A 23,435-nucleotide genomic window follows, 5' to 3' on the forward strand; every position below is an offset into this window, starting at 1 on the left:
GGTCGACCGTCTGCCGCTTTCAGCCTATCTGCTCTGCGCCAGCAGTCGCTCAGCGGCTGCTTCGATATCGGGTCCGAGCAGTCTGGCGTACTCGAGGTTGAGGTGATCCGCGTCGTAGTAGACCGGGATGCCACCCACGACGGCGTAGCACGAGGTGGCATCGCAGAAGCGGTCCGTCAGGTCCAGCACGCCAATCGACGCAGATCCGGCCTCCGCACCTGCGGCGACCATGGGGTCGGCGGGGTGCGCCTCGGCGCGAGGACGCGCGCAGGCCTGCGGCTCGTCGGAGTTGTGGAGCACGCAGTCGGGGCTCCTGACCTCGGCGTTGAACGGAGGGTCCGCGAGCGCGAGGACTGTGATGCCCGCATCATTCCAGCGCTTCCAGTACTCCAGCAGCCCGTGCGACATCTGATCGATCTGCGGCCGGTCGCTTCCATCATCCACGAGCTGAAGCCGAGACGCCATCGCGGTGATGACGAGGTCGGGTTCGTCGTCGATGACGGTCTCGGCGAGGTCACGCGACCACTCGCGACACCTCTCGACGTCGGCGGCGCCCCACGCGCTGCGGAATCCGATGAAGTCGACATCGGCCACGGGGCAGCCCCCGTAGAAGCTCGTATCGACGATCCACCCGTTCTTCTCGGCGATGTCGAACACGGCTCCCTGCCACTGCTGCGCGTGCGAGTCGCCGATCAGCCAGACCCGCGTCGGATCCTCCGCGCCACGCGAGAAGTCGCACTCGTGCGTGGTCTTCAGATCTCCATAGGTGAGGATCGGCAGGAACTCACCGCACTCCTCAGGGGTGTAGAAGTACTCGTTCTTCTTCGTCATCACCGAATAGTCCGCGGCCCCGAAAGGGTCGGCGCACTCCGCCCCCGGTGCGAGCGCCGAGGGCCCCTCGCAGGTCGCCGCGATGAGGTCGTCAGGTGGACCGTCTGCCGCGACCCGCGCACTGTATGACGCGAGGACGCCAGCCACGAGAGCAGCGATGACGATCATCCCGGCGACCATGAGCCCGGATGCGCGGCGTGAGGAGCCACGCCAGTATCTCCAGGTCTGGCCGGCGTCCTCGACGAACCTCTTCGTCAGCGCGGCCAGCACGAGCGCTATACCCAGCACCGCGACCTTCGACAGGGTGGTCGCCTCGCCGCCGATGACGAACGGCGCGACCACGATCAACGGCCAGTGCCACAGGTAGAGCGAGTACGAGATGCCACCGACCCACTGCACGGGTCGCAGGGCCGTCGCCTTCGCATGCCAGAGAGACACGTATCTCTCTCCGGCGAGGATCACCGCCGCGGTGCCGAGCACGGGCACCAGCGCGGTGTACCCGGGAAAGGCTGTCGTGTGATCGTAGGCGAGGGCGGCGCAGACGATGAGGGCGAACCCGAGCAGGCTGACGATGTCAGCGGCGGTGCGCCTGAGCGGTATCCGGCTTCCGAAGAGCGCGATCGCGCCGCCCACGGCGAACTCCCATCCGCGCGTGAAGGTCGCGAAGTACGCCTGAGGCGGGGCGACGATCGTGTAGACGACGCTGGCGGCGAAGGAGAGGATGCCCACGACCGCCACGACCGCGATCAGCCCGTTGCCCGTCCTCCTCCTCGTTTCGCGACGCGTGCTCGGACCTCCGGTGCGCCGAGACACCGCGAGGGCCGCGAGCAGCAGCAGGGGCCAGACGATGTAGAACTGCTCCTCGACCGACAGCGACCAATAGTGCTGGACGGCGCTCGCCGCATCGTTGAGCGCCGAGTAGTCGACCGACATCGATGCCAGGAACCAGTTCTCGACATACCCCGCACTCGCCGCGGCCTCCCATGCGCCTCGCTCCCAGCGAGGGTAGGGAAGGAACACCACGAGGAGCACGAGCGACACTGCGAGGACGAGCATCGCGGCCGGGAGCAGGCGCCGGATCCGTCGGGCGTAGAACGCCCCGAGTCGCACTCCCCCGGTGCGCCTCATCTCTCCCACGAGGTGTCCTGTGATGAGGAAGCCGGAGATCACGAAGAAGACATCGACACCCACATACCCGCCGGGCAGGCGAGACGGCCAGAGGTGGTTGAGCACGACGAGGCCGATGGCCACGGCGCGAAGCGCCTGGATGTCGGTTCGGAAGACCCGCGCCTTAGGGGCCGCGATGATCGTATCCGCGGTCCTCAGCGACGCGCTCACGGCGAGAGATACTCCCGAAGCAGTTCGTCTCCCGCTCGAGGGGTGAAGCCGATGCCGTGCACCCGCGTCAGATCGAGCACGCTGTTCAGCGGGCGCGGGGCGACGGGGGACGTCGCCGCGGCGAAGTACTGATCCGTCGACACACCCGAGACGCAAGCGGCATCGTGGCCGGCAAGCTCGAACACACGGCGAGCGATGTCGGCCCAGGTGACGACCTCACCCTCGGAGGTCAGGTTGTAGACCCCGAACGGCGGACGGGTCTCGACCAGAGTGCGGATGAGGCGAGCGATCTCGCTCGCGAAGGTGAGCCGCCCGCGCTGGTCGTCGACGACCTTCGGGTCCACGCCCTTCGCGGCCAGCGAGGCCATGGTGCGGACGAAGTTGCTCCCGCTGCCGATCACCCAGGAGGTGCGGACGATGTAGTGACGAGGGGCCGTCGAGACGGCGAGATCGCCGGCGGCCTTGGACTGGCCGTAGACACCGAGAGGGCACACGGGATCGTCCTCCGCGTAGGGGCGATCGGCCGAACCGTCGAACACGTAGTCGCTCGACACGTGCACGAGCGTGATGCCGTGCTCTGCGGCGATGCGTGCCAGCGCAGCCGGCCCTGCGGCGTTGACCGCCCACGCGTCGCGCCTGCCGTCTGGCGTCTCCGCACGATCGACGGCCGTGTATGCGGCTGCGTTGATGATCGTGTCGTAGTCGCGCCACCGGCGCGCATCCGCCAGTGTCGCCGACCCGAGATCGACATCGGCGCGCGTGGTCCACTCGACGCTCGGCATCCCGTCGAACTCGGCCTGAAGCGCAGTTCCCAGCTGTCCGCCCGAGCCGATCACGAGAGTCTTCCGAGGAGAGACCGGCTCCACATCTGCGAGACGCGGGTGTGCGAGATCCTTCGCAGAGACCTCAGCCTCAGACAGCGGGATGGGCCATTCGATCGCGGCGGTCTCGTCTGCGAGATTCAGGAACGAATAGGATGCGTCCGGCGACCAGTGGTCGTTCACGAGATAGGTGTAGGCCGTGTCGGGCTCGAGAGTCTGATACGAGTTGCCGACGCCTCGAGGCACGAAGATGGCCTTCGAAGGATCGAGCTCGGCGGTGAAGACCGCGCCGAACGTCGGTCCCTCGCGCAGGTCGACCCAGGCGCCGAAGATACGACCGGTCGCGATGGACACCCACTTGTCCCACGGCTCGGCGTGGATCCCGCGCGTCGTTCCGACGGCATCGTTGAAGGAGACGTTGTTCTGGACCGGGCCGAAATCGGCGAGGCCGAGTGCCGTCATCTTCTCGCGCTGCCAGTTCTCCTTGAACCACCCGCGCGAGTCGCCGTGAACCGGCAGATCGAAGATCTCCAGCCCCGGAATCGTCGTCTCTGTGCGACTCAGGGACTTGCCGAAGTCGATCTCGCTCATCGGGTCACTGCCCCTTGGAGGCGTAGAACGCCTCGGTCTGATCCTTGGCCGGCGCCCACCACGACTCGTTGTCTCGGTACCACTCGATGGTCGCCGCCAGCCCGGACTCGAAGTCGGCGAACTCCGGCTGCCAGCCCAGCTCCGTGCGCAGCTTCGTGGAGTCGATCGCGTACCGCAGGTCGTGACCCGCGCGGTCGGTGACGTGGTCGTACGCGTCCTTCGGCTGACCCATCTCTTCGAGGATCAGCTCGACGACGTCCTTGTTGTTCCGCTCGCCGTCAGCGCCGATCAGATACGTCTCGCCGATCCGACCCTTCTCGAGGATCGTGAGCACGGCAGACGAATGGTCGTTGGCGTGGATCCAGTCCCTGACGTTCTCGCCCGCCCCGTAGAGCTTGGGACGGATGCCGCGGATCACGTTGGTGATCTGGCGAGGAATGAACTTCTCGACGTGCTGGTACGGCCCGTAGTTGTTCGAGCAGTTCGAGATCGTCGCCTGCACGCCGAACGAGCGGACCCAGGCGCGGACGAGCAGATCGCTGCCGGCCTTGGTCGACGAGTACGGCGACGACGGGTTGTACGGAGTCTGCTCGGTGAACCGCTCGGGGTCGTCGAGCTCGAGGTCGCCGTAGACCTCATCGGTCGAGATGTGGTGGAACCGCGTCTCGTGCCTGCGCGCCGCTTCGAGCAACGTGTACGTGCCGATGATGTTGGTGTCGAGGAAGGGGCGGGGGCTGTGCAGCGAGTTGTCGTTGTGCGACTCCGCCGCGTAGTGCACCACAGCGTCCGCTTCTGCGGTGAGTCCGTCGACGAGCTCAGCGTCCGTGATGTCGCCGTGCACGAACCGCACCCGGTCTTCGGGAAGCCCCGCGAGCGAGGCCCGGTTGCCCGCGTAGGTCAGCGCGTCGAGAACCGTGACCGTGTGGTCGGTGTGCTCGACCGCGTAGTGGACGAAGTTCGAGCCGATGAAACCGGCGCCTCCGGTGACGAGGATGTTCGACATCAACGACCTCTTTCCAGGGTCTCGAGCAGGTATGTGCCATAGCCGGATTTCACGAGCTTCGTCGCGCGCTCACGCAGGTCATCGTCGGTGAGGAAACCCTGACGCCAAGCGACCTCTTCCGGCACGCCGATGCGCAGACCTGTGCGGCGTTCCATCGTGCGCACGTAGTCGCCGGCATCCGACATCTGGTCGAAGGTCCCGGTGTCGAGCCACGCGGTCCCGCGCGGCAGCACCTCGACCTGCAGTCCGCCCCGCTCGAGATAGGCGCGGTTGATGTCGGTGATCTCGTACTCGCCGCGAGCACTCGGCTCGAGGTTGCGGGCGATCTCGACCACGTCGTTGTCATAGAAGTAGAGCCCGGGTACGGCGTAGTTGCTCTTGGGGTGCTCCGGCTTCTCCTCGAGGGAGACGGCGCGACCGTCGGCATCGAACTCGACGACGCCGTAGGCATCGGGCTCTGCCACCCAGTAGGCGAACACGGCACCGCCCTCGACGTCCGTGTAGCGCTTGAGCTGGGTGCCGAGTCCCGGACCGTAGAGCAGGTTGTCGCCGAGCACGAGGGCGACCTTGTCGTCGCCGATGAAGTCCGCTCCGATCACGAAGGCCTGCGCGAGGCCGTCCGGCGATGGCTGCTGCGCGAACGTGAGGTTCACGCCGAACTGCGAACCGTCACCGAGCAGACGCTCGAACTGCTCTGCGTCGTGAGGCGTCGTGATGATCAGGATGTCCCGGATCCCTGCCAGCATCAGCGTCGACAGCGGGTAGTAGACCATCGGCTTGTCGTACACGGGAATCAGCTGCTTGGAGATGCCGATCGTAATCGGGTGCAGTCGAGTGCCTGAGCCGCCAGCGAGAATTATGCCTTTCACCCCCATATCGTGCCACATCCCGCCTGGGACCCAGAACGACACGATTTACTTGCGTCACACCGTTCACACTGGCATCATCGGTATATTTCCGCCACAATGAGCAGGTGACCGGCTCAAAATCCCCCCACCTGCTCGGCATCCTTGCCAGTGCAGCGGCTGTCGTCCTCGCCGCATCCCTGCTCGTGGCGACGCCGGCCAGTGCCGTGTCGCCCTCCTCCTCCGGCGGTCTGTCCACGGCCGCGACAGCACTGGCATCGTCGGCTGCGGCGACGGCCCCGGTGGATGCGTCCATCCGCGAGACCGCGAACCTCGCGCAGTTCAAGCCGGGGAACATCATCTCCGATGCCGTGTTCTTCCAGGGTGACACGATGTCGGCCGGCCAGATCGACTCGTTCTTCCGGGGGAAAGTGGCGTCATGCCGCAGCGGATACGTCTGCCTCAAGGACTACCGTCAGAACACGCCGAACCGCCCGGCAGACAGCTACTGCCGTGGCTACAGCGGAGCGGCGAACGAGTCGGCGGCGACGATCATCGCACGGGTCGCGAAGTCGTGCGGCATCAACCCGCGTGTGCTCATCGTCATGCTCGAGAAGGAGCAGAGTCTCGTCACGCACACGTGGCCGAGCAGCTGGCGCTACGACATGGCCCTCGGTCAGGGTTGCCCGGACACAGCGGCGTGCGATCCGGCATACGCAGGCTTCTTCTACCAGATCTACGGTGCGGCCAGGCAGATGCAGATCTACGCCGAGGGGCGCTGGTTCACCTACTACGCGCCGGGAAAGACCTGGAACATCCTGTATCACCCCAACCGGGCCTGCGGCTCGGCCCCGGTGCGCATCGAGAACAAGGCGACCGCGGCGCTCTACTACTACACCCCCTATCAGCCGAATCGGGCGGCGCTCAATGCCGGCTACGGCAGCGGGGACGGGTGCTCGAGCTACGGCAATCGCAACTTCTACCAGCTCTTCACGGATTGGTTCGGCAGCACGCAGACATCGGGCGGTGCGTCGGCGACCCTCGTGCAGGTCCCGGGTCGCGCGGAGATCTACATGGTGCAGTCCGGCGTCCGCCACCATGTCGTCGCTGCCGAGGATCTCGCCGCGCTGCGGTCGAGACTCGGCGGGGCTGTCTCCGTGGCCGCGGCGTACCTCGACCCGATGCCCGAGGGCAAGCCGGTCACGCGGTACGTGCACGACCCTCGCACGGGGACGCTGTACCTCCTGGAGCCTGACGGCACCCGCCATCGCTTCGTGGATGCGGGCCAGGTCGCGCTGTTCGGATACTCGTTCAGCTCGTACGTCAACCTCACCGGCGCCACGGCCGACCGGTTCTCCGAGGGTGCCCCCGTCGGGTCGTTCTTCCGCTCAGGAGCGGAGCCTGAGGTCTACCTCTATCAGTCAGGCGTGCGCAGGCACGTCGCCAACCAGCAGACGTGGCTCGAGGTGTCCAAAGGAACATCGGGGTATGTCGCGTCGATGAAGCCGTCGGCGGCCGCGGCCATCGCTCACGGCCTCCTCGTGATCAAGGCGAACAGCCTGATCCGCGCCGCGGGGTCGCAAGAGGTGTATCTCACGCTCCTCGGCGACCGCCTGCTGCGTGTGCCCAGCACCGCGCTCGCCCGAGAGTTCGGAGCCACGAACACCACCATCGTGCCGAGCAGTTCGGTCTCGGCGAATGCGAAGGTCGGGTCGACGCTCGCCCCGGTCGTCTCGTGCGGCAACAGCAACATGATCGCCGCGGGCGGCAAGCTCTATCCGGTCTCGGGCACGAAATTCGGCGGTATCAAGCCGACCAAGCTGGGCGCCGGAGAATGTGGCGCGATGCCCCGCGCGAAGACCTCGGTCTCCGATCCGCTGTTCATCCAGCCGCAGGGGGCACCTGAGATCTACGTCGTCTCGGGAGGCACGCTGCGACACGTGCCCACCCCCGCGGATCTGCTGGCGCTCAACGGATCGAGACCGCTGCGGGTGCTGCCCTGGTCACAGGCAACCGTCCAGTGGCTCGGCACCGGCCCTGCGAGCCTCCCCGCGAATTCCTTCGTGCGCTTCACCGGACGCGAAGAGATCTACCGATACGAGAACGGTGTGCTGCGTCATGTGCGCAGCATCAAGACCCTGATCCAGCTGAACGGGGGAACGCCGCCGCGGGAGTATGTGCTCCCGGGCGACCAGCTCTCGGGATTCAAGATCGGCTCCCCCCTGCTCACCAGCGGAGTAGATTTCGTGCAGTTCACCGGTGCGCCGGAGATCTACCTCTACGAGAACGGCAAGCTGAGGCACGTGTCGTCCATCTCGGTTCTGCTCAGACTCGGCGGCGGGCGCGCGCCCGCGGTGCTCCAGATCGCGCCCTCTTTCAAGGGTGACTACGCGGTCGGCGCTCCGATCACGTGACCGGTCGATCCGATAGGATCGGGGGACTATGAGCTTGTCGTCGGACCGTGTCCTCGTGATCGTCCCCGCGTGGAACGAGGCCCGCAACGTCGGACGCACCGTGCAAGAGATCCGCGCCGCGAGCGCAGACTTCGATCTTCTCGTCGTCGACGACGGATCCACCGACGACACCGGCACCGTGGCCAGAGAGGCCGGCGCGACAGTCATCTCCCTGCCGTTCAACCTCGGCGTCGGCGGGGCCATGCGCACCGGGTTCACGTACGCGAAGCGTCACGGCTACAGCCGCGCGATCCAGGTCGATGCAGATGGGCAGCACAATCCCATCGATATCGCTCGGGTCCTCGACGGTCTCGACACTGCGGACATCTCGATCGGCGCTCGTTTCGCGGACGTCGGCGACTATTCGGTTCGGGGCCCGCGCCACTGGGCGATGCTGTTCCTGGCGAAGACCGTGTCCAGGGTCGCCAAGACCCGCCTGACAGATGTGACGAGCGGCTTCCGTGCTGCCAACCGCAGAGCCATCGAGCAGTACGTCCGCTATTACCCCGCCGAGTACCTCGGCGACACCATCGACTCCCTCGTCGCAGCGTGTCACGCTGGATTGACCGTGACGCAGGTGCCCGTGGCCATGCGGCCACGGGTCCATGGCACCCCGAGCCAGGGTCCGATCGGAGCGTCGATCTACCTGCTGCGTTCGGTGTTCACACTCGGCCTGGCGATGCTGCGCCGCCCCGGTTCGACGAGCCAATCGACGAGTGTCCGCGAACGGGAGGACGCACAATGATCGTTGCCGTCGGGATCGTCCTTTCGCTGTTCATCCTCGCACTGGTGTTCTGGATGCTCCTGACACGACGTCTTCGCGAGAAGTACGCGGTGATGTGGATCGTGATCGCGCTGAGCGTCCTGCTGCTCGGGATCTTCCCGCAGCTCCTGCTCTGGGCGACCGCGCTGCTCGGCGTTCAGGTGCCAGCCAACCTCCTGTTCGCTCTCGCGATCACCCTGCTCCTCGGGGTCTCGCTGCATCTCTCCTGGGAGCTCTCGCAGGCTGAGGACGAGATCCGCCGCGTTGCGGAGGAGGCCGCGCTGTCCCGCGCCGAGGTAGACCGGCTGGACAGCCGCATCGCGGCTCTGGAGGCGCAGCACCGAGGCGGCGGCGCCGACAGCGCTCCCCCGGCATGACGTCCCGAGCCCCGAGCGGCGGCGTCTGGGGGGTCGTCACCGTTCATCGCCCCGCCGGGGTACCTCCGCTTCTGGCCGATCTCGCTCCTCAAGTCACCGGAATCATCGTGGTCGACGACGGCAGCGGCTCTGAGTTCGATTCGGTCCGCGCGGACATCGCATCGAGCGGAGCACTGGTGGTCGCCTTGGAGCACAACTCCGGCATCGCCACCGCCCTGAATCGCGGCATCCGCTGCGCCCTCGACAATGGCGCGACCGCGATCGTGACGTTCGATCAGGACTCGACCATCGCCCCCGGCTTCGTCGACGCTCTGAGCGCCGCGCGGGAACACGCCCTGGCGCACGGTGTCCCCGCCGGTCCTGCCGTTCCGGAGTTCTTCGCCGACGTCTCCCAAGCCGGGTCGTCGACGCGACACGAAGTGGTCTACGCCGCGCACGCGATCCAGTCCGGCATGTACCTCCCCGCCGATGTGGTCGAACGGGTCGGCCTGATGGACGATTCCCTGTTCATCGACCTCGTGGACACGGACTTCGAGCTCCGCTGCCTCGATTCCGACCTGCCGTGCATCGTCGCCCCTGGCGTCCGGCTGCCCCACCGTCTGGGTGCACGCTACCGCTTTCCCGGACCGCTGGGAGCGCTGCTGCCCGCGCTCACCCTCAGCACGCCGTTCCGCTACTACTACAGGGCCAGGAATCGCATCGTGCTGGCGCGGCGCCACCCGCGGCACCGCGCGCGACTGCGCAGCGACGCACGAGCCGACTACGCGTACTTCGTGATCGCGTGGATGCTGGCGAAGCCCCGATCGACCATGCGGAGGCTCCTCGTCGCGGGGTTCCGAGACGGACGCGCCGAGCGGATGGGGAGGATGCGTCCAGAGCTCTCCGCTGAGGCGGCCCGCGTCACCTGGCGCGCTCGCCCTCTTCCGTACGCGCAACCCCACTGAGCGCTGTCTACGGCTTCACGGTGGGGGTGCGTCGACGACCCCGGATCAGCCAGCCCGCGGCCCAGCTGCCGAGATACGCGATGACGAACGGCGCCGGCACGACCTGTGCGCGTCGGACTCGGCGCAGCATCTGCACGGTCTCGAGCAGCCGCCGCCCCGAGCCGAATCGCCGATCGGTATCGATCGCAGGCGCCGCGTGGGGATCGCGCGCGACGAGTGTCTGCGCCATGAGCTGGCGCCAACCCACGTAGATCCAGAACAGCATCCGAGCCATCGCCGACGGTGACGCCGACCCCTCGTACCGCATCGAGAATGTGACAGCGTTGCCCCAGGCTCTCCGCAGCGTCGCGATCGGGCCGAGCCGCAGCCTGCTCGGATCACCGAACACGTTCGCGGAGTGCTGCACGTAGTCCTGCACGACGTCATCGACGATCCGGCCGCCTCCCCGCGCCATCCCGACGACGGCGAGCCAGTGATCGTGCGCGACGGTGTGGGAGGAGAGTCGAGGGAAAGGCAGCGCCGTCGACAGCAGGTCGGCACGGAAGAGGCACAACGAGCCGGTGTACTGATTCACGATCATGGTGGAGGCGGCATCGAGCTGTCGTCGCTCGGTGAATCCGAGCACATCATCACCGGGGTGCGACACCAACCGGGCCTGCCCGGACACGATCGCGGCCTCCGAGAGGTGCGGAAGAAGAGTCTCGAGCTTGTGGGGGTACCAGAAGTCGTCCTGGTCGCTCAGCGCCACCCATTCGGCCTCGGCAGGCACCGCCGCGAGCCCCCGCTCGAAGTTCAGGTAGAAGCCGAGTCGTCGCCCGTCTGCAAGGACGCGGAAACGATCGTCGTCGGGCACGACATCGGCGAGGACCTCCTCGATGGTGTCGAGCTCTCCGTCGACGGAGATGATGCACTCCCAGTCAGTCACGGTCTGGTCGCGTATCGAGGCGATCTGGCGGGCGAACAGCTCCTGAGAGGGTCGATAGGCGGCGAGCACGATAACTCCAGCCATTCGTCCCTGACCTCTCCTTCAACCCGACTCCAGTAGTCTAGGCTCGCACGCGTTAATGTCCGCGCCATCCCGAGTGGTGTCGGGCCGCAATGGTCCGAGGGGTCCCATCCATGAAGGTTCTACTGTCACGCTTCGCGGGCTTTAGTGCCGTTCCTCTGATCTCTTTCATCGCGCCGCTGTTCTTATTGCCCATCATCCCGAACGTCTTCGGCTTGGAGGCGTGGGGGTCGGTGGGCACGGCTCAGGCCGTCGGAACCGTCTGTGCGATCGTCGCGGGGTTCGGCTGGAACATCTCCGGCGGAGCGCGCATCGCGCTCAGCGCCGACGACGCCGCCCGGAGTCAGATCTTCGGAGACTCGTTCTGGTGCCGCGGCCTGCTCGTGGTGACGGCCGGAACGGTCGGCGCCGCACTCAGCTCGGCGCTCGTCCCGGCCGAGTTCCGCCTTGTCGCCGCACTCGTGACTCTTGCCACCACCGCTGCGGCCATGACCGTCGTCTGGTATGCGGTCGGTGTGGGCAACGCGCGGGTCGTGCTGCTGTTCGAGACGGTCCCGGTGAGCATCAGCGTCGCCCTGGCGATTCCGCTCCTCCTGCTCACCGAGCAGTTGCTGTGGTACCCGATCCTCACACTGATCGGCTTCCTCACGGGCCCGGTCATTCTGAACCTCCGGCTCTACCGACGACCTGTGCCTCCGTTCGCAGGCAGGCGGATCCTGCACGCGTATCGTGCGAACCTCTCGGTCGCCGCAGCTGAGACCATCGGCGGGACCTACACGTCCGCGCCCATCCCCCTCGCGCAGGGTCTGCTCGGCGCGGCGGCCAGCGGTCAGGCCACCTCGGCCGACAAGTTCTTCCGCATCGCCCTCTTCGCCATCACCGTTCTGTCGAACACCCTTCAGAAGTGGGTGCTCGAGGTCTCTTACGCTCATGGTCGGCTGCGCCGCCATCTCGTGGCCTTCGGGCTCCATGCCGCCCTCGCCCTCCTCGGAGGCGCGGCGCTGACGGTGCTCGGCCCGGTGTTCTCGTCATTGCTGTTCGGCGCGAAAGCGACGCCGGAGATCGCCGTGTTCCTCGGCTTCGGCGCGACCTTCGCGCTGACCAGTCTGACCACGCCTTTCATCCGCAACGTCCTGGTACCGGCCGGCCTGAACCGCTACGTGCTCTTCGGCACCCTCGGCGCTGCTCTCGTCGGAGTCCCGCTCATGGTCTTCGGAGCCCAGTGGGGCCTCAGCGGGATCATCACTGGGCTCGCGGCCTCAGAGCTCGTGATCCTCGCCGTCGTCGTGACAGCCGGAACCCACCATCTACTCCTGGAGAGACGATCGGCTGTCGCTCTCGTCGCACCCGCTGACGGAGGCATCGTATGACCAAGACCGTGAGCGTCTGCATGGCCACGTACAACGGCGCACGGTTCGTCAGGCACCAGCTCGAATCGATCCTCGATGGACTGGGCCCCGACGACGAGGTGGTGGTGGTGGACGATGCGAGCACGGACGATACAGCAGATGTCGTGGCCGCTGTCGGAGACGGTCGCATCCGACTGATCCGCTCCGAGACCAACCGCGGATATGTGAAGGCCTTCGAGGCCGCGATAGCCGAAGCGACCCGCGAGATCATCTTCCTCTCCGACCAGGACGACGAGTGGGTCCCTGGCCGCCGTGCGCTGCTGGTCGAGGCGCTCCGCGACCGGTCGATCGCGGCAGGTGACCTCGTGCTGCTCCCTGACGACGCCCCGTTGCGCTCCCCGCTCACCGGACGCCCCTGGCGTCTCGAGGCGCTGCCATCAGGAGGCTCCCTGGCCAATGAGCTGCGTCTGCTCGCCGGGGACGCGCCCTACTACGGCTGCGCCATGGCTTTCCGACGTGAAACCAGGGACGTGATCCTGCCCTTCCCGGAGTTCCTCGTCGAATCCCACGATCTGTGGATCGCGACCGTCGGCAACACTGCTCGCGGGCTCGCCCATGTCCAGAGCCCGGTGCTGCGCCGCCGCCTGCACGACGCGAACGCGTCGTCGCCGAAGCCGCGAGGGCTCCGCAGGGCGCTGCAGTCGCGGTGGATGCTCATCCGTGCGTGGCGAGAAGCATCGCGACGCGTCGCCTCGGCACGCTGACTCGACATCGTGCTGCGAGCTGAACCGCAGCTCAAGAGCCCAGGAGCTCAGCTGATGTCGGCCACGTGGGCCAGCGACGATCGCAGGCCCCGTGGCGTGCCGTGGCGCAGTACGAGGGGCAGCGCGGCGATCCCGTGCAAGCGCGACATGAGGCGCACTCGCGCGGTTCGCGCTGTGCGACTCCACCCTCGGTCAGCGGCCGAACGACGCGCGATGCGGTAGTACCGCCGCTCATCGAGAAAGCGGCTGCCGTCGAGAAGCGTCTTCTGCGACGCGCTCTCCAGATGACGGCGATAGGAGAACGCGAGCGTCGGCGTGTAGGCCAACGTGCCACCGTCGAACGCGATGTCCATCAGCAGCGCCAGATCCTGGATGACGGGAAGGTCATCCGTGAAGTCGATGCGGCGGAGCGTCTCGACACGGAGCGACAGCGACGGCCAATAGAGCCAGTTTCCCCGGATCAGCGTCGTGGCCATGTCCGGGCCGCTGAACACGCTCACGCTCCGTCCCTTCGGAGCGAGGTGGCGCTGCTTGATCCGGTCGACGAGGGGAAGGACGACGACCCCGTTCTCGTCGATGACCTGAACCGCCGGCTGGATGACGTCGGCGTTCGGCACCGCGCGAGCCGCAGCGCGGACGACCTCCACATAGTTCGGGTGCAGCAGATCGTCGCAGCCGAGGATCGTGACGAATTCCCCTGACGCGCGCCGCACAGACTCCCGGAAGTTCTCGGTGATCCCGACGTTGCGCTCGTTGCGGGTGTAGACGATCCGCTCATCCCGCTCTTCATCGAAGTGAGCTGCGACCGAGTCGTCGGGATAGCAGTCGTCGATGATGGTCAGCTGCCAGTCCGGGTCCGTCTGGGCGCGCACGGAGTCGACGGTCTCATAGAGCTGATCCGGGTCGCCCCAGAACGGCACGAAGATCTCGTACGTCATGAGCCGAGTCCGCATGAGATGATCTTGAAGAGCTTCGCGTCACCGCGCTGCTCGACGAGCTCGACGTAGGGTGAGCTGTCGAGGTCATCGAGTCCCGAATAGTCTCCGTCGTTCTCCTGGAAGTCCCCGTCCGCGCTGAAATCCAGGACGTATGCGACGCCGGTGTCCTCGAGAGCGTCGCAGACCTCCGGCGAATCGCCGTCCGTGCTCAGCATGGTGTTGATCGCTTCGGCATCGTCGGTGAGGTCCATCAGAAGGTGGGGCATGAGGACCCGCCTTCCGCTCACACCGTAGGCGAACGACGCACCCGTCCACGGGTCACCCGCTATGACCGCATCGTCAGGGACGAGCTCCGCGAGATCCTCCATGAGATCGAGCTCGTCGGGAGACACGATCGGTCCGCCGGGGCGGAGTTCGTACGTGTACTCGATGTCGGCGGCCGCCTGCCGGATCGCGGCGTTCTGGGTGACTCCGACGAGCGCGAGCACGACGATGGCGATGAGGACGACGGGCCGGCGCTCGGAGAACCGCCGCGCCCTGACCAGCAGCCGTTGCCGGAGAAGCCACGTGACGAGGACGATTCCGCCCAGCGCCGCGAGCGGCAGGACTCCGATGGCCCAGAACGCGGCGATACGGGGCGGGTTGTTGTACCAGGGAGCCGTGAACCAGAAGCGGAGCGTCTCATACGGCGACGCGGACACGATGATGTACAGCACAGCCGAGATGACCGCCATCGCGAGGATGGACCACCGCGCATAGCTGCCTCTGCGGATCACGCTGTACGCGCCGATGATCATCAGGGCCGTGATCCCGAGCGAGCTCGGGTAGCCGTAGACGCCCGCTGCGACGACCTCGCCGATCGAGTCGGGAACCGTGTTGATGATCGGCCAGTAGATCTGGCTCGCGGGGGGCCGCACCACCTGCAGGAGGACGACTCCCGCGGCGGCGTATGCGATCAGCAGACCTATCCCGATCAGTCGCGGCCGACCTGGAGTTCTCATCTCGTGCAGGAGCCTGGCGAGGACGAAGGGCACCGTGAGCGCGACGACCGCCATGAGCGCTCCGGGGTGCGCGACACCCAGACCTGGCACGACGAGCACCAGCAGCAGCGCCCAGTCCTGACGACGCGGCACCCGTCCGGGCCTGAGCAGCCACCAGGCGACGGCGATGGCTGCGGGGGCGACGGCGAGGCCGAGGAACAGCGGGTAGAGCACGCCGTAGTGCAGAAGCAGGAACGGGAAGGCCGGGAAGGCGGCGGCGAGAGCTCCCGCGATCACCGTCATGATCTGGTTGCGCCCCAGAAGCTCGCGCACCAGGAGCACCGCGCCGATCGGCCAGACGACCGCCGCGACGACGATGATCATGGCGTTGGCCGCAAGCGGCACGGAGGCTCCGCTCAGCGCGACGACGATCGAGACCATCGCATGCCAGCCGGACGGGTAGAAGGGAACGCCCGCCGGCGATGTCATGCTGCCCAGCCACAGGGGCGATGCGTTGCCGGTGTCGAGGACGTACTGGACCGCGTTCAGATGGAAGAAGTTGTCATAGCGCTGCGAGAAGAACTCCGTGTCGTGCATGCTCCTGACCAGCACGAACGCGATGAGAACGGCGGGCACGACGATCGAGACGATCACGGCGACCAGTTGTCTCGCGCTCGCGCGAGGAGGAAGCGGCGCCGGCTTGCCGACGTGCTTCGACCAGAAGTATGCCGCGACCGATGCCACCGCAGTGAGGGCGAGGACCGGTACGACGCTCCAGCGGATCCCCACGAACGGCGCTGCGAGGGCGGCGACCGCGACGAGGGAGACGCTGAGCGCCGGGGCGAGCGCGAGGAGTCTCATCCCCCGCAGGCGAAGGAGGAAGCCCAGCAGCAGTCCCGGGAGGAAGAGGAGAGCACCCGTGACGAAGACCGCGGGCAGGATCGAGACCCAGCTCACGCCGCCTCCGCCTCTGGATACTTGATCTTCGGGTTGAAGGTGATGCCCTTCACCCACTTGCCGAGCAGCTTCGCGCGCAGGTCCAGCGGAACGCGGCCGCGGTGGAGGCTCACGAAGAGTCGCGCACCGAACTCCACGAAGTACAGGAATCCGCGGTGGTGCAGCTGCCACGACGCCTCGTTGCGCACACCGTATGAGAACTTCCACAGGCTCTTGCGGTCGACCATCGCGAAGTTCACACCCCTGTTGTCACCCATGTCATGGACGACGACGCTGTCGAGCACCTGCACACCCGGGCAACGCGCGGTGAGGCGAAGCGTGTACTCGCGGTCGTCGAACCAGATGAAGTATTCGGAGTAGGGAAGCCCGTACTCCGCGATGGCCCACCGAGGGATCAGCACCGAGACGAATGAGCAGGCGGTCACCATGACGTTCTTCTGCCCCTTGACGAGCAGGCGCCCCCAGTCCCACGTGGTGACCGGGTTGTTCATCTCGCAGATGCTGCCGTCGGTGAACTCCACCACCGAGCACGCGAAGGGCACGTCCCCGCCGAGCTCCTGGACCGCCCCGTCGAAACCGGCGATGAGGCTCGCGAGCGCCTCCGGCTTCGGATAGCAGTCGTCGTCCATGATCCAGACGTGATCCGCACCGGACGCGTATCCGCGCAGCATCCCCTCGGAGAACCCACCCGCTCCCCCGGAGTTGGTCGCCATAGTCACGACTTCGAGAGGAACCGAGGTCTCAAGCTCGGCCAGATACTCCGCCGTGCCGTCGGTCGAGGCGTTGTCGATCACGAACAGCGTCTCGACCGGGTGCGTCTGCGCCTCGATCGATGCGATCACGGTCTTCAGCTTCTCGAGCCGATTGAACGTGACGACCACTCCAGCGACACTCACCACGAGCCCACCTCTTCCTTGAACCATGAACTCGCGGACTGCCGGGACAGCAGCTTCTTCTCAGCCTTGCGCTCCGTGCGCCACAGCGCTTCCCTCGCCTCTTCGTCGTTGACGAGCGGGGCCACAGCCTCGGCGAGCCTGCGCGCGGCGAGGCGCGCATATCGAGGGACCAGAGCCGACTCCGGGATGATGTCGCCCTGAGCCCCGACATCCGTCGAGATCACCGGCACTCCGTGCGCGATCGCCTCGAGGGTCGTGAGCGTGAGGCCCTCGTTGTGCGAGGCCACCACGAGCACGTGGGCTTCGTCGAGCGTCTCGGAGACCGGGGTGTCCGAGGTGCGCCGGATGATGTCGGCCCTCAGCCCTTCGGCCTCGATGATGTCGTCGACCCAACTCGACAACTCGCCACCACCGTGCAGGATGAAGCGGAGCGAATATCCCTGACGCTTCAGGCGTCGCGCCATCGTGAGGAAGACCTCCGGCGCCTTCTGCCGCGCCATCCGGCCGACGAACGCGACGGTGAACTGCTCCCCCGCGGACCGCGGGCGGAACACGGCATCCTTCGGCTTCACGGTGAGTCCGCCGAGCGGTGCCATGACGACGCGGTCGGCGGGGATCCGCTGCACGTCCGTCATCCAGCGGGCGAGGCTCGGCGAGATCACGTGGTGCGTGGTGATCGACTTCGATGCGATCGCACTGCTCAGGGGATAGCCACCGCCGGTGTACTCGACGATGTGAGTGCTGTCGATGATCGGGATGCCGGGACGCGACGCGGCGATCCAGGAAACCCGGTCGTAGAGCCACTGATTGTGATGGATGACGACACCGCGCACGTCGAAGGTGCGCAGCAGCGAACGCAGCAGCGGTTCGACGCCCGCTGTCTGGGAGTCGACGGTGGGCTCGGAGAAGGGGATGAGCAGCGCCCCGTCGAGCTCGGGACGTGTGACCCACGGCTGATGCGAGTCCCGATTCGTCAGCACGATCGGGAGCAGGCCGGCCTCACGCACCAGACGTACCGTCTCGAAGGCCCAGAGCTCAGCGCCGCCGAGCTCGAACCAGTGGAGGCCGATGATCACGGCCTTCTGCGCTCCTTCGAGGACCGGCGCGGCCGGCACGATCACCTCGTCCTCGTGCGCACCCCCTCGACGGAACTCCGCTTCGTAGTCACGAGGCTCGATGGCCGTCGTGAGCTTGCGACGGAATCTGAGCAGCGAGAGATCACGCGCATCGTCGTAGAGAAGCGGGGCACGCGACTTGACGCCCCTCGCGATCCGTCCGATGACCCCGGGGCGCTGTGGGCGGTAAGGGTCGGAATCGAGAACGCCGTCGCGGGACACGTGCAGATGCCTGGTCGGCGACGCCACGAGCCCGGCCGAGACGGCCTCCGTGTGCTCGAGCTCACGCTCCTCCGCGGAGACGGAGCTGACGATGTCGAAGCTCTCGATGCGGTGACGGTTGTTCCTCGAGAGCCCGTCGAACGTGCTGTCGTCAGTCAGTCGAGGGGTGGTCTGCGGCGTGCCGTCGTAGAGATGGACCCGCAGCGTCCGCTCAGGCGCCATGAGCGCATGGAAATTCAGCGCTCCGACGAGAAGGCGGCGTTCACGCTCCGACAGATCCACACCGGTCTGCGGGTCCGCGAAGCTGAAGAGTGCAGGCTGATCGAGAGCTTGAAGAGGTGTCACGGATACAGTTTGCTTTCGGATCGACGGACGCACGAGACCTCCGCGAGCCTACCAGCGACGGTGCCACTGACCCTGGGTTGCGCCTGTGTCGCGCGTTCGAGGTTTCCCCATCGATCTGCCAGGGACGATGCGTCAGGGATCGTATGATTGCTCACGGTGCGCCCGAGACCGTCGGCGCGTCGGAAGGTGGAATCGCGGTGCAACAGGCTCGCACAGCCGACGACCAGAGAATGACGACTCCTGGCGCGAATCGAGGGCTCCTCGAGGTCTTCCGGCAACGGCATCTGCTCTCGCTCATCGTGCGCAAGGAAGTGCAGATCCGCTACCGGGGTTCCATCTTCGGATGGCTCTGGTCGTACGTGAAGCCGCTCGTGCAGTTCGTCGTCTTCTTCGTCGCGATCGGCGTCTTCCTCGGCCTGAACGACCGGGTCGACTTCTTCCCGATCTATCTGCTCTCGGGCATCACGGTCGTGACCTTCTTCAACGAGGCGTTCTCGAACGGCACCCGATCGCTGGTCGACAACGCCGCGCTCATCAAGAAGATCTACCTCCCTCGCGAGATGTTCCCGATTGCGAGCATGATGATCGCCGCCGTGAACACGGTGCCGCAGATCATCGTCGTCATCGCGATCTCGCTGTTCTTCGGCTGGGCTCCCTCATTCGCGTCCCTCGGTGCGATCCTCCTGGCCCTCGTGATCATCGCGGTTCTGGCCAGCGGTCTCGGCCTCTTCTTCGGTTCGATCAACGTGACGTTCCGCGACGCGCAGAGCTTCGTCGAGATCATCGTGATGGTCGCGATCTGGGCCTCGCCCGTGATGTACGAGTGGACCCAGGTCGCCAGGGTCGTGCCCGAGTGGCTCTTCGTCCTCTATCGACTGAATCCGATCACCGCCGCCGTCGAGCTGTTCCACTACGGGGTCTGGTTCCCGCTCGGACCCGATGCCTCTCCGAGCCCCGACGTATGGATGTTCGGGCTCATCGCACTCGTGACGTCACTCATCGCGCTGGTCATCGGCCAGCTCGTCTTCCGCCGACTGGAGGGCCGCTTTGCCCAAGACCTCTGATGCGCAGCCTCTCCCGCGGATCATCATCGACGACGTCCACAAGACCTTCAAGCTCCGGCACACGCATTCGATCAAGGAGACTGCTCTCGCAGCGATCCGCCGCAAGCCGCTGACGACGGACTTCCACGCCCTCGACGGCGTCTCGTTCGAGATCCAGCAGGGCGAATCCGTCGCTCTTCTCGGGTTCAACGGATCCGGCAAGTCGACGATGCTGAAGCTGATCTCGGGGGTGCTCGAACCGGATTCCGGCACCGTGCTCACTCGCGGCCGCGTCGCCGGCCTCATCGAGGTCGGGGCGGGGTTCCACCCGGATCTGTCTGGGCGCGAGAACATCTTCCTCAATGCCGCGATCCTGGGCATGAGCAAGAAGGAGACCGAGGCACGGTACGACGAGATCGTCGCGTTCAGCGAGATCGAGCAGTTCATCGACACCGAGGTGAAGCACTATTCATCCGGCATGTTCCTCAGACTCGCCTTCTCCGTCGCGATCCACACCGAGATGGACGTCCTGCTGATCGACGAGATCCTCTCTGTCGGCGACGAGCCGTTCCAGAAGAAGTGCCTCGCCCGGGTCCGCGAGCTCCATGCCCAGGGCAAGACACTCGTGGTCGTCAGCCACGACCTCAACATGGTGTCGAACCTCTGCGATCGCGGGATCCTGCTTCAGAAGGGCAAGGTGCGCTTCGACGGACCCAGCAAGGACGCCGTCGAGGTCATGCGGTCCTGATCAGGCCCCGGAGCCCCCGACCGGGGCTTTCGGGGTTCACAGATCTGCGTGCAATCCCCATACGCGTTCGGCCGCGCCGAGCCAGGAGAAGGAACGCGACCGGTCGGCGCCGAGCACACTCAGACGACGCGCTCCGTCACCGACCGCATCGGCGACTGCATCGGCGATGTCCGTCGGCCCGGTGATCACTCCCCCGTCGGCGATCACATCGCGGTGCACTCCGCTGTCGACGGCGACCACGGGCACCCCGAGGGTCATCGCCTCGACCGCACGCCAGGGCCACACGGCGTGCGAGCTCGTGGCCACCAGTGCGGATGCTCCTGCGAGGACAGCTGCCCGATCCTCAACCGGCAGCGACCCGCGGATGTGCGCCCTCGATTCGGGCAGTCCTGCGGCCGCCGCGACCTCGGCCAGCCTCGGCTCGGTTCCTTCCGGCGCGTCGAGCACGACAGCTTCTCTGCCTGCTGCGATCGCCGCTCGGAACCCGTGCTCGAGCGAATCGGCGGAGCCCGTGAGTACCAGGTAGCCCGCTGGCAGAGACAGGGAGGCTCGTCGTGCTGTCGCGTCGAACGGCACGACGAGACTGCACGGGGCCGCACCGGGGATGACGCGGATCCGTCCGCTCAGCTTCGCGATCTCTGCCAGTCGTGCGCCGACCGCATGCGAGGGCACGACGACGGCATCAGCGTGCTTGACGGCTCGTTTCAGCATCGCCCTATGCCACGCGACGGCTGACTTCGGGAGCGACTCAGGCTCTTCCCACGCCTGCAGATCCCACAGAGTGACGGTCGTCTGATCGTGGTCGTGCACGCGGTCGTGCCGCACCAGCGGCGCCATCAGCGTGGGCGAGTGGATCAGACCTCCGCCGACCCCCCGCACGATCCCCAGCTGCCATGACGCCGCGAGCTCTCGTCGCGCGAGCGACAGTCTGCGCACATCCGAGAGGCCCGGAATCGGCACCTCGACCCCGGACGGGACGATCGCCTCGACCTCGCACCCGGAAGGGGCGGTCGAGATGAGCGCTGCGGTGAGGTCGGATGCCGCCGATGCGTGATCCGCGTGCACGACATGCGTCAGCTGATCCAGAACCACACGCAGCCGAGCACCCATGCGACAACAGTAATCGCCCGACCGCCCCGAACCTGGGAGCGTGACCGCGAGCGACGAGGATCGAGTCATTCCGCACCCCGATATGCCGCTACGTGCTTGAATGCAGGGGTGAGTGACGGACGCCTGCCTGTACGTCGTCGATGGTTGCGGTGGACCATCGGCGTGATCGTGATCCTCCTCGTGCTCGCGATCGGCTGGGTCGGCATCCGCGGCATCGGTGCCGTGAACAACCTGCAGGAGGTCGCGGCGTCGTCGTCGAAGCTCAAGCAGGCGATCGGCCAGGGCGACCTCGACAAGGCAGCGTCGCTCTCCTCCCGCATCGCGCACCACGCGGAGTCGGCTCACGACCTGACATCCGATCCGATCTGGCTCGGATTCGGCCTCCTGCCGTGGATCGGTCCGAACTTCTCGGCGGTGAGCGACGTCGCCGAGATCGCCGACGACGTCGCCTCGGACGCTCTGCTCCCCGTTCTGGAGGCAGCTGACGCACTCGACCTGGCGAGTCTGGGGCTCTCGGGTGGAGCACTCGACCTGGCGCCTTTCGCGCAGATCGAGCCCTCGCTCGCTGACGCGAGCGCGACGCTGACGTCGGCCGAGACACGCGCCCTCGGCATCGACGCGGACGCGACCCTGCCGCCGCTCGCCGATGCGGTGCGGGAGATGAGATCGACGGTCACCCAAGCAGCCACTGTGGTCGGAGCGCTGCACGGAGCGTCCGCATTGCTGCCGAGCATGCTCGGCGCGGAAGGGCCCCGCAACTACGTGCTCGCGATGCAGAACAACGCCGAGCTGCGATCTTCGGGCGGCATCATCGGCGCCATCGCGCTTCTCCACGCCGAGAACGGCAGGATCACGCTCGTGCAGCAGGCGTCCGTTCCGGACTTTCCCGCCCTCGACACCCCCCTCCCGCTCAGCGAATCGACCGTCGCCCTCTTCGAGGATCGCCCGGGTCGCTACATGCAGAACCTGACGAGCATTCCCGACTTCACCGAGGCGGGCCCTGCGATCGCGACGCGATGGCAGAACCGTTTCGGGCAGCCGGTCGACGGCGTCATCGCGGTCGACGCCGTGATGACCGAACACCTCCTCGCCGCCACGGGGCCACTCACGTTCGGACCCTTCACCGCCACCGAGGAGACCGTGGTGGATCTGCTGCTGTCCGAGATCTACGCCGCCGTACCCGATCCGATCGCACAGGACGAGATCTTCTCGCAGGCGGCGGGAGCACTTCTGTCCGCTGCGCTGAGCACGGCGGATCCGAAGGATCTCGTCGCGGCGCTTTCGGCGTCAGCAGATGAGCGACGCATCCGCATCTGGAGCGCACACGAGGACGAGCAGGCGATCCTGGCGGCGTCCACCCTCGGTGGGGCCCTGCCCGAGGACGACACTCAGACTCACGTCGGCGTCCTTTTGAACGACATCACGGGCGGCAAGATGGACTTCTATGCCGGCGCCGCCATCACGACCTCGATCGGCACCTGCGATGGCGAGGCGACCACACAGGTGACGGTGACCTGGAAGAACGATGCACCGGCCGACGCCGCAACCTCGCTGCCGCCCTACGTCACCGCTGACGGGTTCTACGGCGTGCCCGCCGGCTCGACCCGGACACTGATCACGGTGTACGGCCCCGAAGGTGCGACTCCGTCTCACATCGACCGCGACGGAGAAGAGGTGAGCGTGCAGACGGCACTGCTCGGCTCCCGTTCGGCGGTTCAGCACGAGGTGCTTCTGGCCCCCGGGGAATCGTCGACGATCACCGTCGAATACCAGGGAACCGGGGCCGGAGAGCGGCTCACGGTGGTCGACCACACGCCCATGGTGACCACGCCGGAGACATCTCGCGAGCAACTGCGCTGCGCATCGTGACTTTCCTGATTCCATGATGTAGTGTCAGTCCCACTGGGGAATATCTGAGTTCTGCAATTCTGTCGTGGGGACAGGAAGAGCTCACGCAGTCGGATGCAGGGGTGTATTCGAAGGCGATTCCGCGTGT

At 66.5% G+C, this 23,435-nt stretch carries 19 protein-coding genes; 9 read left to right on the forward strand and 10 right to left on the reverse strand.

Annotated elements, in window-relative coordinates:
* Window positions 1–24: 24 nt before the first annotated feature.
* From ACIOU8_RS04865 to rfbA, 4 genes are read right to left on the reverse strand one after another with little or no spacing between them, the layout of a single operon-like run.
* Window positions 25–2,169, reverse strand: a complete 2,145-nt coding sequence (locus tag ACIOU8_RS04865; protein ID WP_400786395.1) for an acyltransferase family protein — start codon at window positions 2,167–2,169, stop codon at window positions 25–27.
* Window positions 2,166–3,581 carry a sugar nucleotide-binding protein gene (locus ACIOU8_RS04870; RefSeq protein WP_400786397.1) on the reverse strand — a complete coding sequence of 472 codons (1,416 nt, stop codon included), beginning with the start codon at window positions 3,579–3,581 and terminating at the stop codon, window positions 2,166–2,168. Before ACIOU8_RS04870 ends, ACIOU8_RS04865 begins: the two co-directional genes overlap by 4 nt.
* 4 nt (window positions 3,582–3,585) lie before the next feature.
* Complete coding sequence (rfbB, locus tag ACIOU8_RS04875; RefSeq protein WP_400786399.1) at window positions 3,586–4,584, reverse strand: dTDP-glucose 4,6-dehydratase; 999 nt, start codon at window positions 4,582–4,584, stop codon at window positions 3,586–3,588.
* Complete coding sequence (rfbA, locus tag ACIOU8_RS04880) at window positions 4,584–5,453, reverse strand: glucose-1-phosphate thymidylyltransferase RfbA (protein WP_400786401.1); 870 nt, start codon at window positions 5,451–5,453, stop codon at window positions 4,584–4,586. The genes rfbB and rfbA overlap by 1 nt, the downstream gene beginning before the upstream one ends.
* Window positions 5,454–5,557: 104 nt before the next feature.
* Here rfbA and ACIOU8_RS04885 point away from each other — a divergent pair, with 104 nt between their 5' ends.
* The 4 genes from ACIOU8_RS04885 to ACIOU8_RS04900 are packed head-to-tail and all read left to right on the forward strand — an operon-like array spanning window position 5,558 to window position 9,966.
* Window positions 5,558–7,843: a hypothetical protein gene (locus tag ACIOU8_RS04885; RefSeq protein WP_400786403.1), complete on the forward strand. Its 2,286-nt coding sequence runs from the start codon at window positions 5,558–5,560 to the stop codon at window positions 7,841–7,843.
* A gap of 28 nt (window positions 7,844–7,871) precedes the next feature.
* Complete coding sequence (locus ACIOU8_RS04890; RefSeq protein ID WP_400786406.1) at window positions 7,872–8,627, forward strand: glycosyltransferase family 2 protein; 756 nt, start codon at window positions 7,872–7,874, stop codon at window positions 8,625–8,627.
* Window positions 8,624–9,022 carry a DUF2304 domain-containing protein gene (locus ACIOU8_RS04895; RefSeq protein ID WP_400786408.1) on the forward strand — a complete coding sequence of 133 codons (399 nt, stop codon included), beginning with the start codon at window positions 8,624–8,626 and terminating at the stop codon, window positions 9,020–9,022. The genes ACIOU8_RS04890 and ACIOU8_RS04895 overlap by 4 nt, the downstream gene beginning before the upstream one ends.
* Window positions 9,019–9,966, forward strand: coding sequence for a glycosyltransferase (locus tag ACIOU8_RS04900; RefSeq protein ID WP_400786410.1), 948 nt, complete (start codon window positions 9,019–9,021; stop codon window positions 9,964–9,966). Before ACIOU8_RS04895 ends, ACIOU8_RS04900 begins: the two co-directional genes overlap by 4 nt.
* Window positions 9,967–9,973: 7 nt before the next feature.
* Here ACIOU8_RS04900 and ACIOU8_RS04905 read toward each other — a convergent pair whose 3' ends face one another.
* A complete protein-coding gene (locus tag ACIOU8_RS04905) occupies window positions 9,974–10,975 on the reverse strand; it encodes a glycosyltransferase (protein ID WP_400786412.1) in 1,002 nt (333 codons plus the stop codon).
* 110 nt (window positions 10,976–11,085) lie between these two features.
* Between ACIOU8_RS04905 and ACIOU8_RS04910 the strand changes: the two genes are divergently transcribed.
* A complete protein-coding gene (locus tag ACIOU8_RS04910; RefSeq protein WP_400786414.1) occupies window positions 11,086–12,342 on the forward strand; it encodes a hypothetical protein in 1,257 nt (418 codons plus the stop codon).
* Window positions 12,339–13,085, forward strand: coding sequence for a glycosyltransferase (locus ACIOU8_RS04915; protein WP_400786416.1), 747 nt, complete (start codon window positions 12,339–12,341; stop codon window positions 13,083–13,085). Before ACIOU8_RS04910 ends, ACIOU8_RS04915 begins: the two co-directional genes overlap by 4 nt.
* Before the next feature lie 47 nt (window positions 13,086–13,132).
* On the opposite strand, the gene ACIOU8_RS04920 is transcribed toward ACIOU8_RS04915, so the two are convergent.
* Genes ACIOU8_RS04920 through ACIOU8_RS04935 form a run of 4 tightly spaced genes read right to left on the reverse strand, consistent with a single transcriptional unit; the run spans window position 13,133 to window position 18,538 of the window.
* Window positions 13,133–14,023 carry a glycosyltransferase gene (locus tag ACIOU8_RS04920; protein ID WP_400786419.1) on the reverse strand — a complete coding sequence of 297 codons (891 nt, stop codon included), beginning with the start codon at window positions 14,021–14,023 and terminating at the stop codon, window positions 13,133–13,135.
* Entirely contained in the window at window positions 14,020–15,960 is a 1,941-nt protein-coding gene (locus ACIOU8_RS04925; protein WP_400786421.1) for a DUF6541 family protein, read from the reverse strand. Before ACIOU8_RS04925 ends, ACIOU8_RS04920 begins: the two co-directional genes overlap by 4 nt.
* Window positions 15,957–16,856 (reverse strand): glycosyltransferase family 2 protein, encoded by a 900-nt coding sequence (locus ACIOU8_RS04930; protein ID WP_400786423.1) that lies wholly within the window; start codon window positions 16,854–16,856, stop codon window positions 15,957–15,959. The genes ACIOU8_RS04925 and ACIOU8_RS04930 overlap by 4 nt, the downstream gene beginning before the upstream one ends.
* Window positions 16,853–18,538, reverse strand: a complete 1,686-nt coding sequence (locus ACIOU8_RS04935; RefSeq protein ID WP_400786425.1) for a glycosyltransferase — start codon at window positions 18,536–18,538, stop codon at window positions 16,853–16,855. Before ACIOU8_RS04935 ends, ACIOU8_RS04930 begins: the two co-directional genes overlap by 4 nt.
* 230 nt (window positions 18,539–18,768) lie before the next feature.
* On the opposite strand from ACIOU8_RS04935, the gene ACIOU8_RS04940 reads away from it, so the two are divergent.
* Both ACIOU8_RS04940 and ACIOU8_RS04945 read left to right on the forward strand, forming a co-directional pair.
* Window positions 18,769–19,602: an ABC transporter permease gene (locus ACIOU8_RS04940; RefSeq protein WP_400786427.1), complete on the forward strand. Its 834-nt coding sequence runs from the start codon at window positions 18,769–18,771 to the stop codon at window positions 19,600–19,602.
* Window positions 19,586–20,329 (forward strand): ABC transporter ATP-binding protein, encoded by a 744-nt coding sequence (locus tag ACIOU8_RS04945; protein WP_400786430.1) that lies wholly within the window; start codon window positions 19,586–19,588, stop codon window positions 20,327–20,329. The genes ACIOU8_RS04940 and ACIOU8_RS04945 overlap by 17 nt, the downstream gene beginning before the upstream one ends.
* A 36-nt stretch (window positions 20,330–20,365) precedes the next feature.
* Here ACIOU8_RS04945 and ACIOU8_RS04950 read toward each other — a convergent pair whose 3' ends face one another.
* Window positions 20,366–21,439 (reverse strand): glycosyltransferase, encoded by a 1,074-nt coding sequence (locus ACIOU8_RS04950; protein ID WP_400786432.1) that lies wholly within the window; start codon window positions 21,437–21,439, stop codon window positions 20,366–20,368.
* Between the two features lie 108 nt (window positions 21,440–21,547).
* Here ACIOU8_RS04950 and ACIOU8_RS04955 point away from each other — a divergent pair, with 108 nt between their 5' ends.
* Complete coding sequence (locus ACIOU8_RS04955) at window positions 21,548–23,308, forward strand: DUF4012 domain-containing protein (protein WP_400786433.1); 1,761 nt, start codon at window positions 21,548–21,550, stop codon at window positions 23,306–23,308.
* Window positions 23,309–23,435: the final 127 nt, after the last annotated feature.

This window comes from Microbacterium sp. NPDC087589, assembly GCF_044743635.1.
GTDB lineage: Bacteria > Actinomycetota > Actinomycetes > Actinomycetales > Microbacteriaceae > Microbacterium.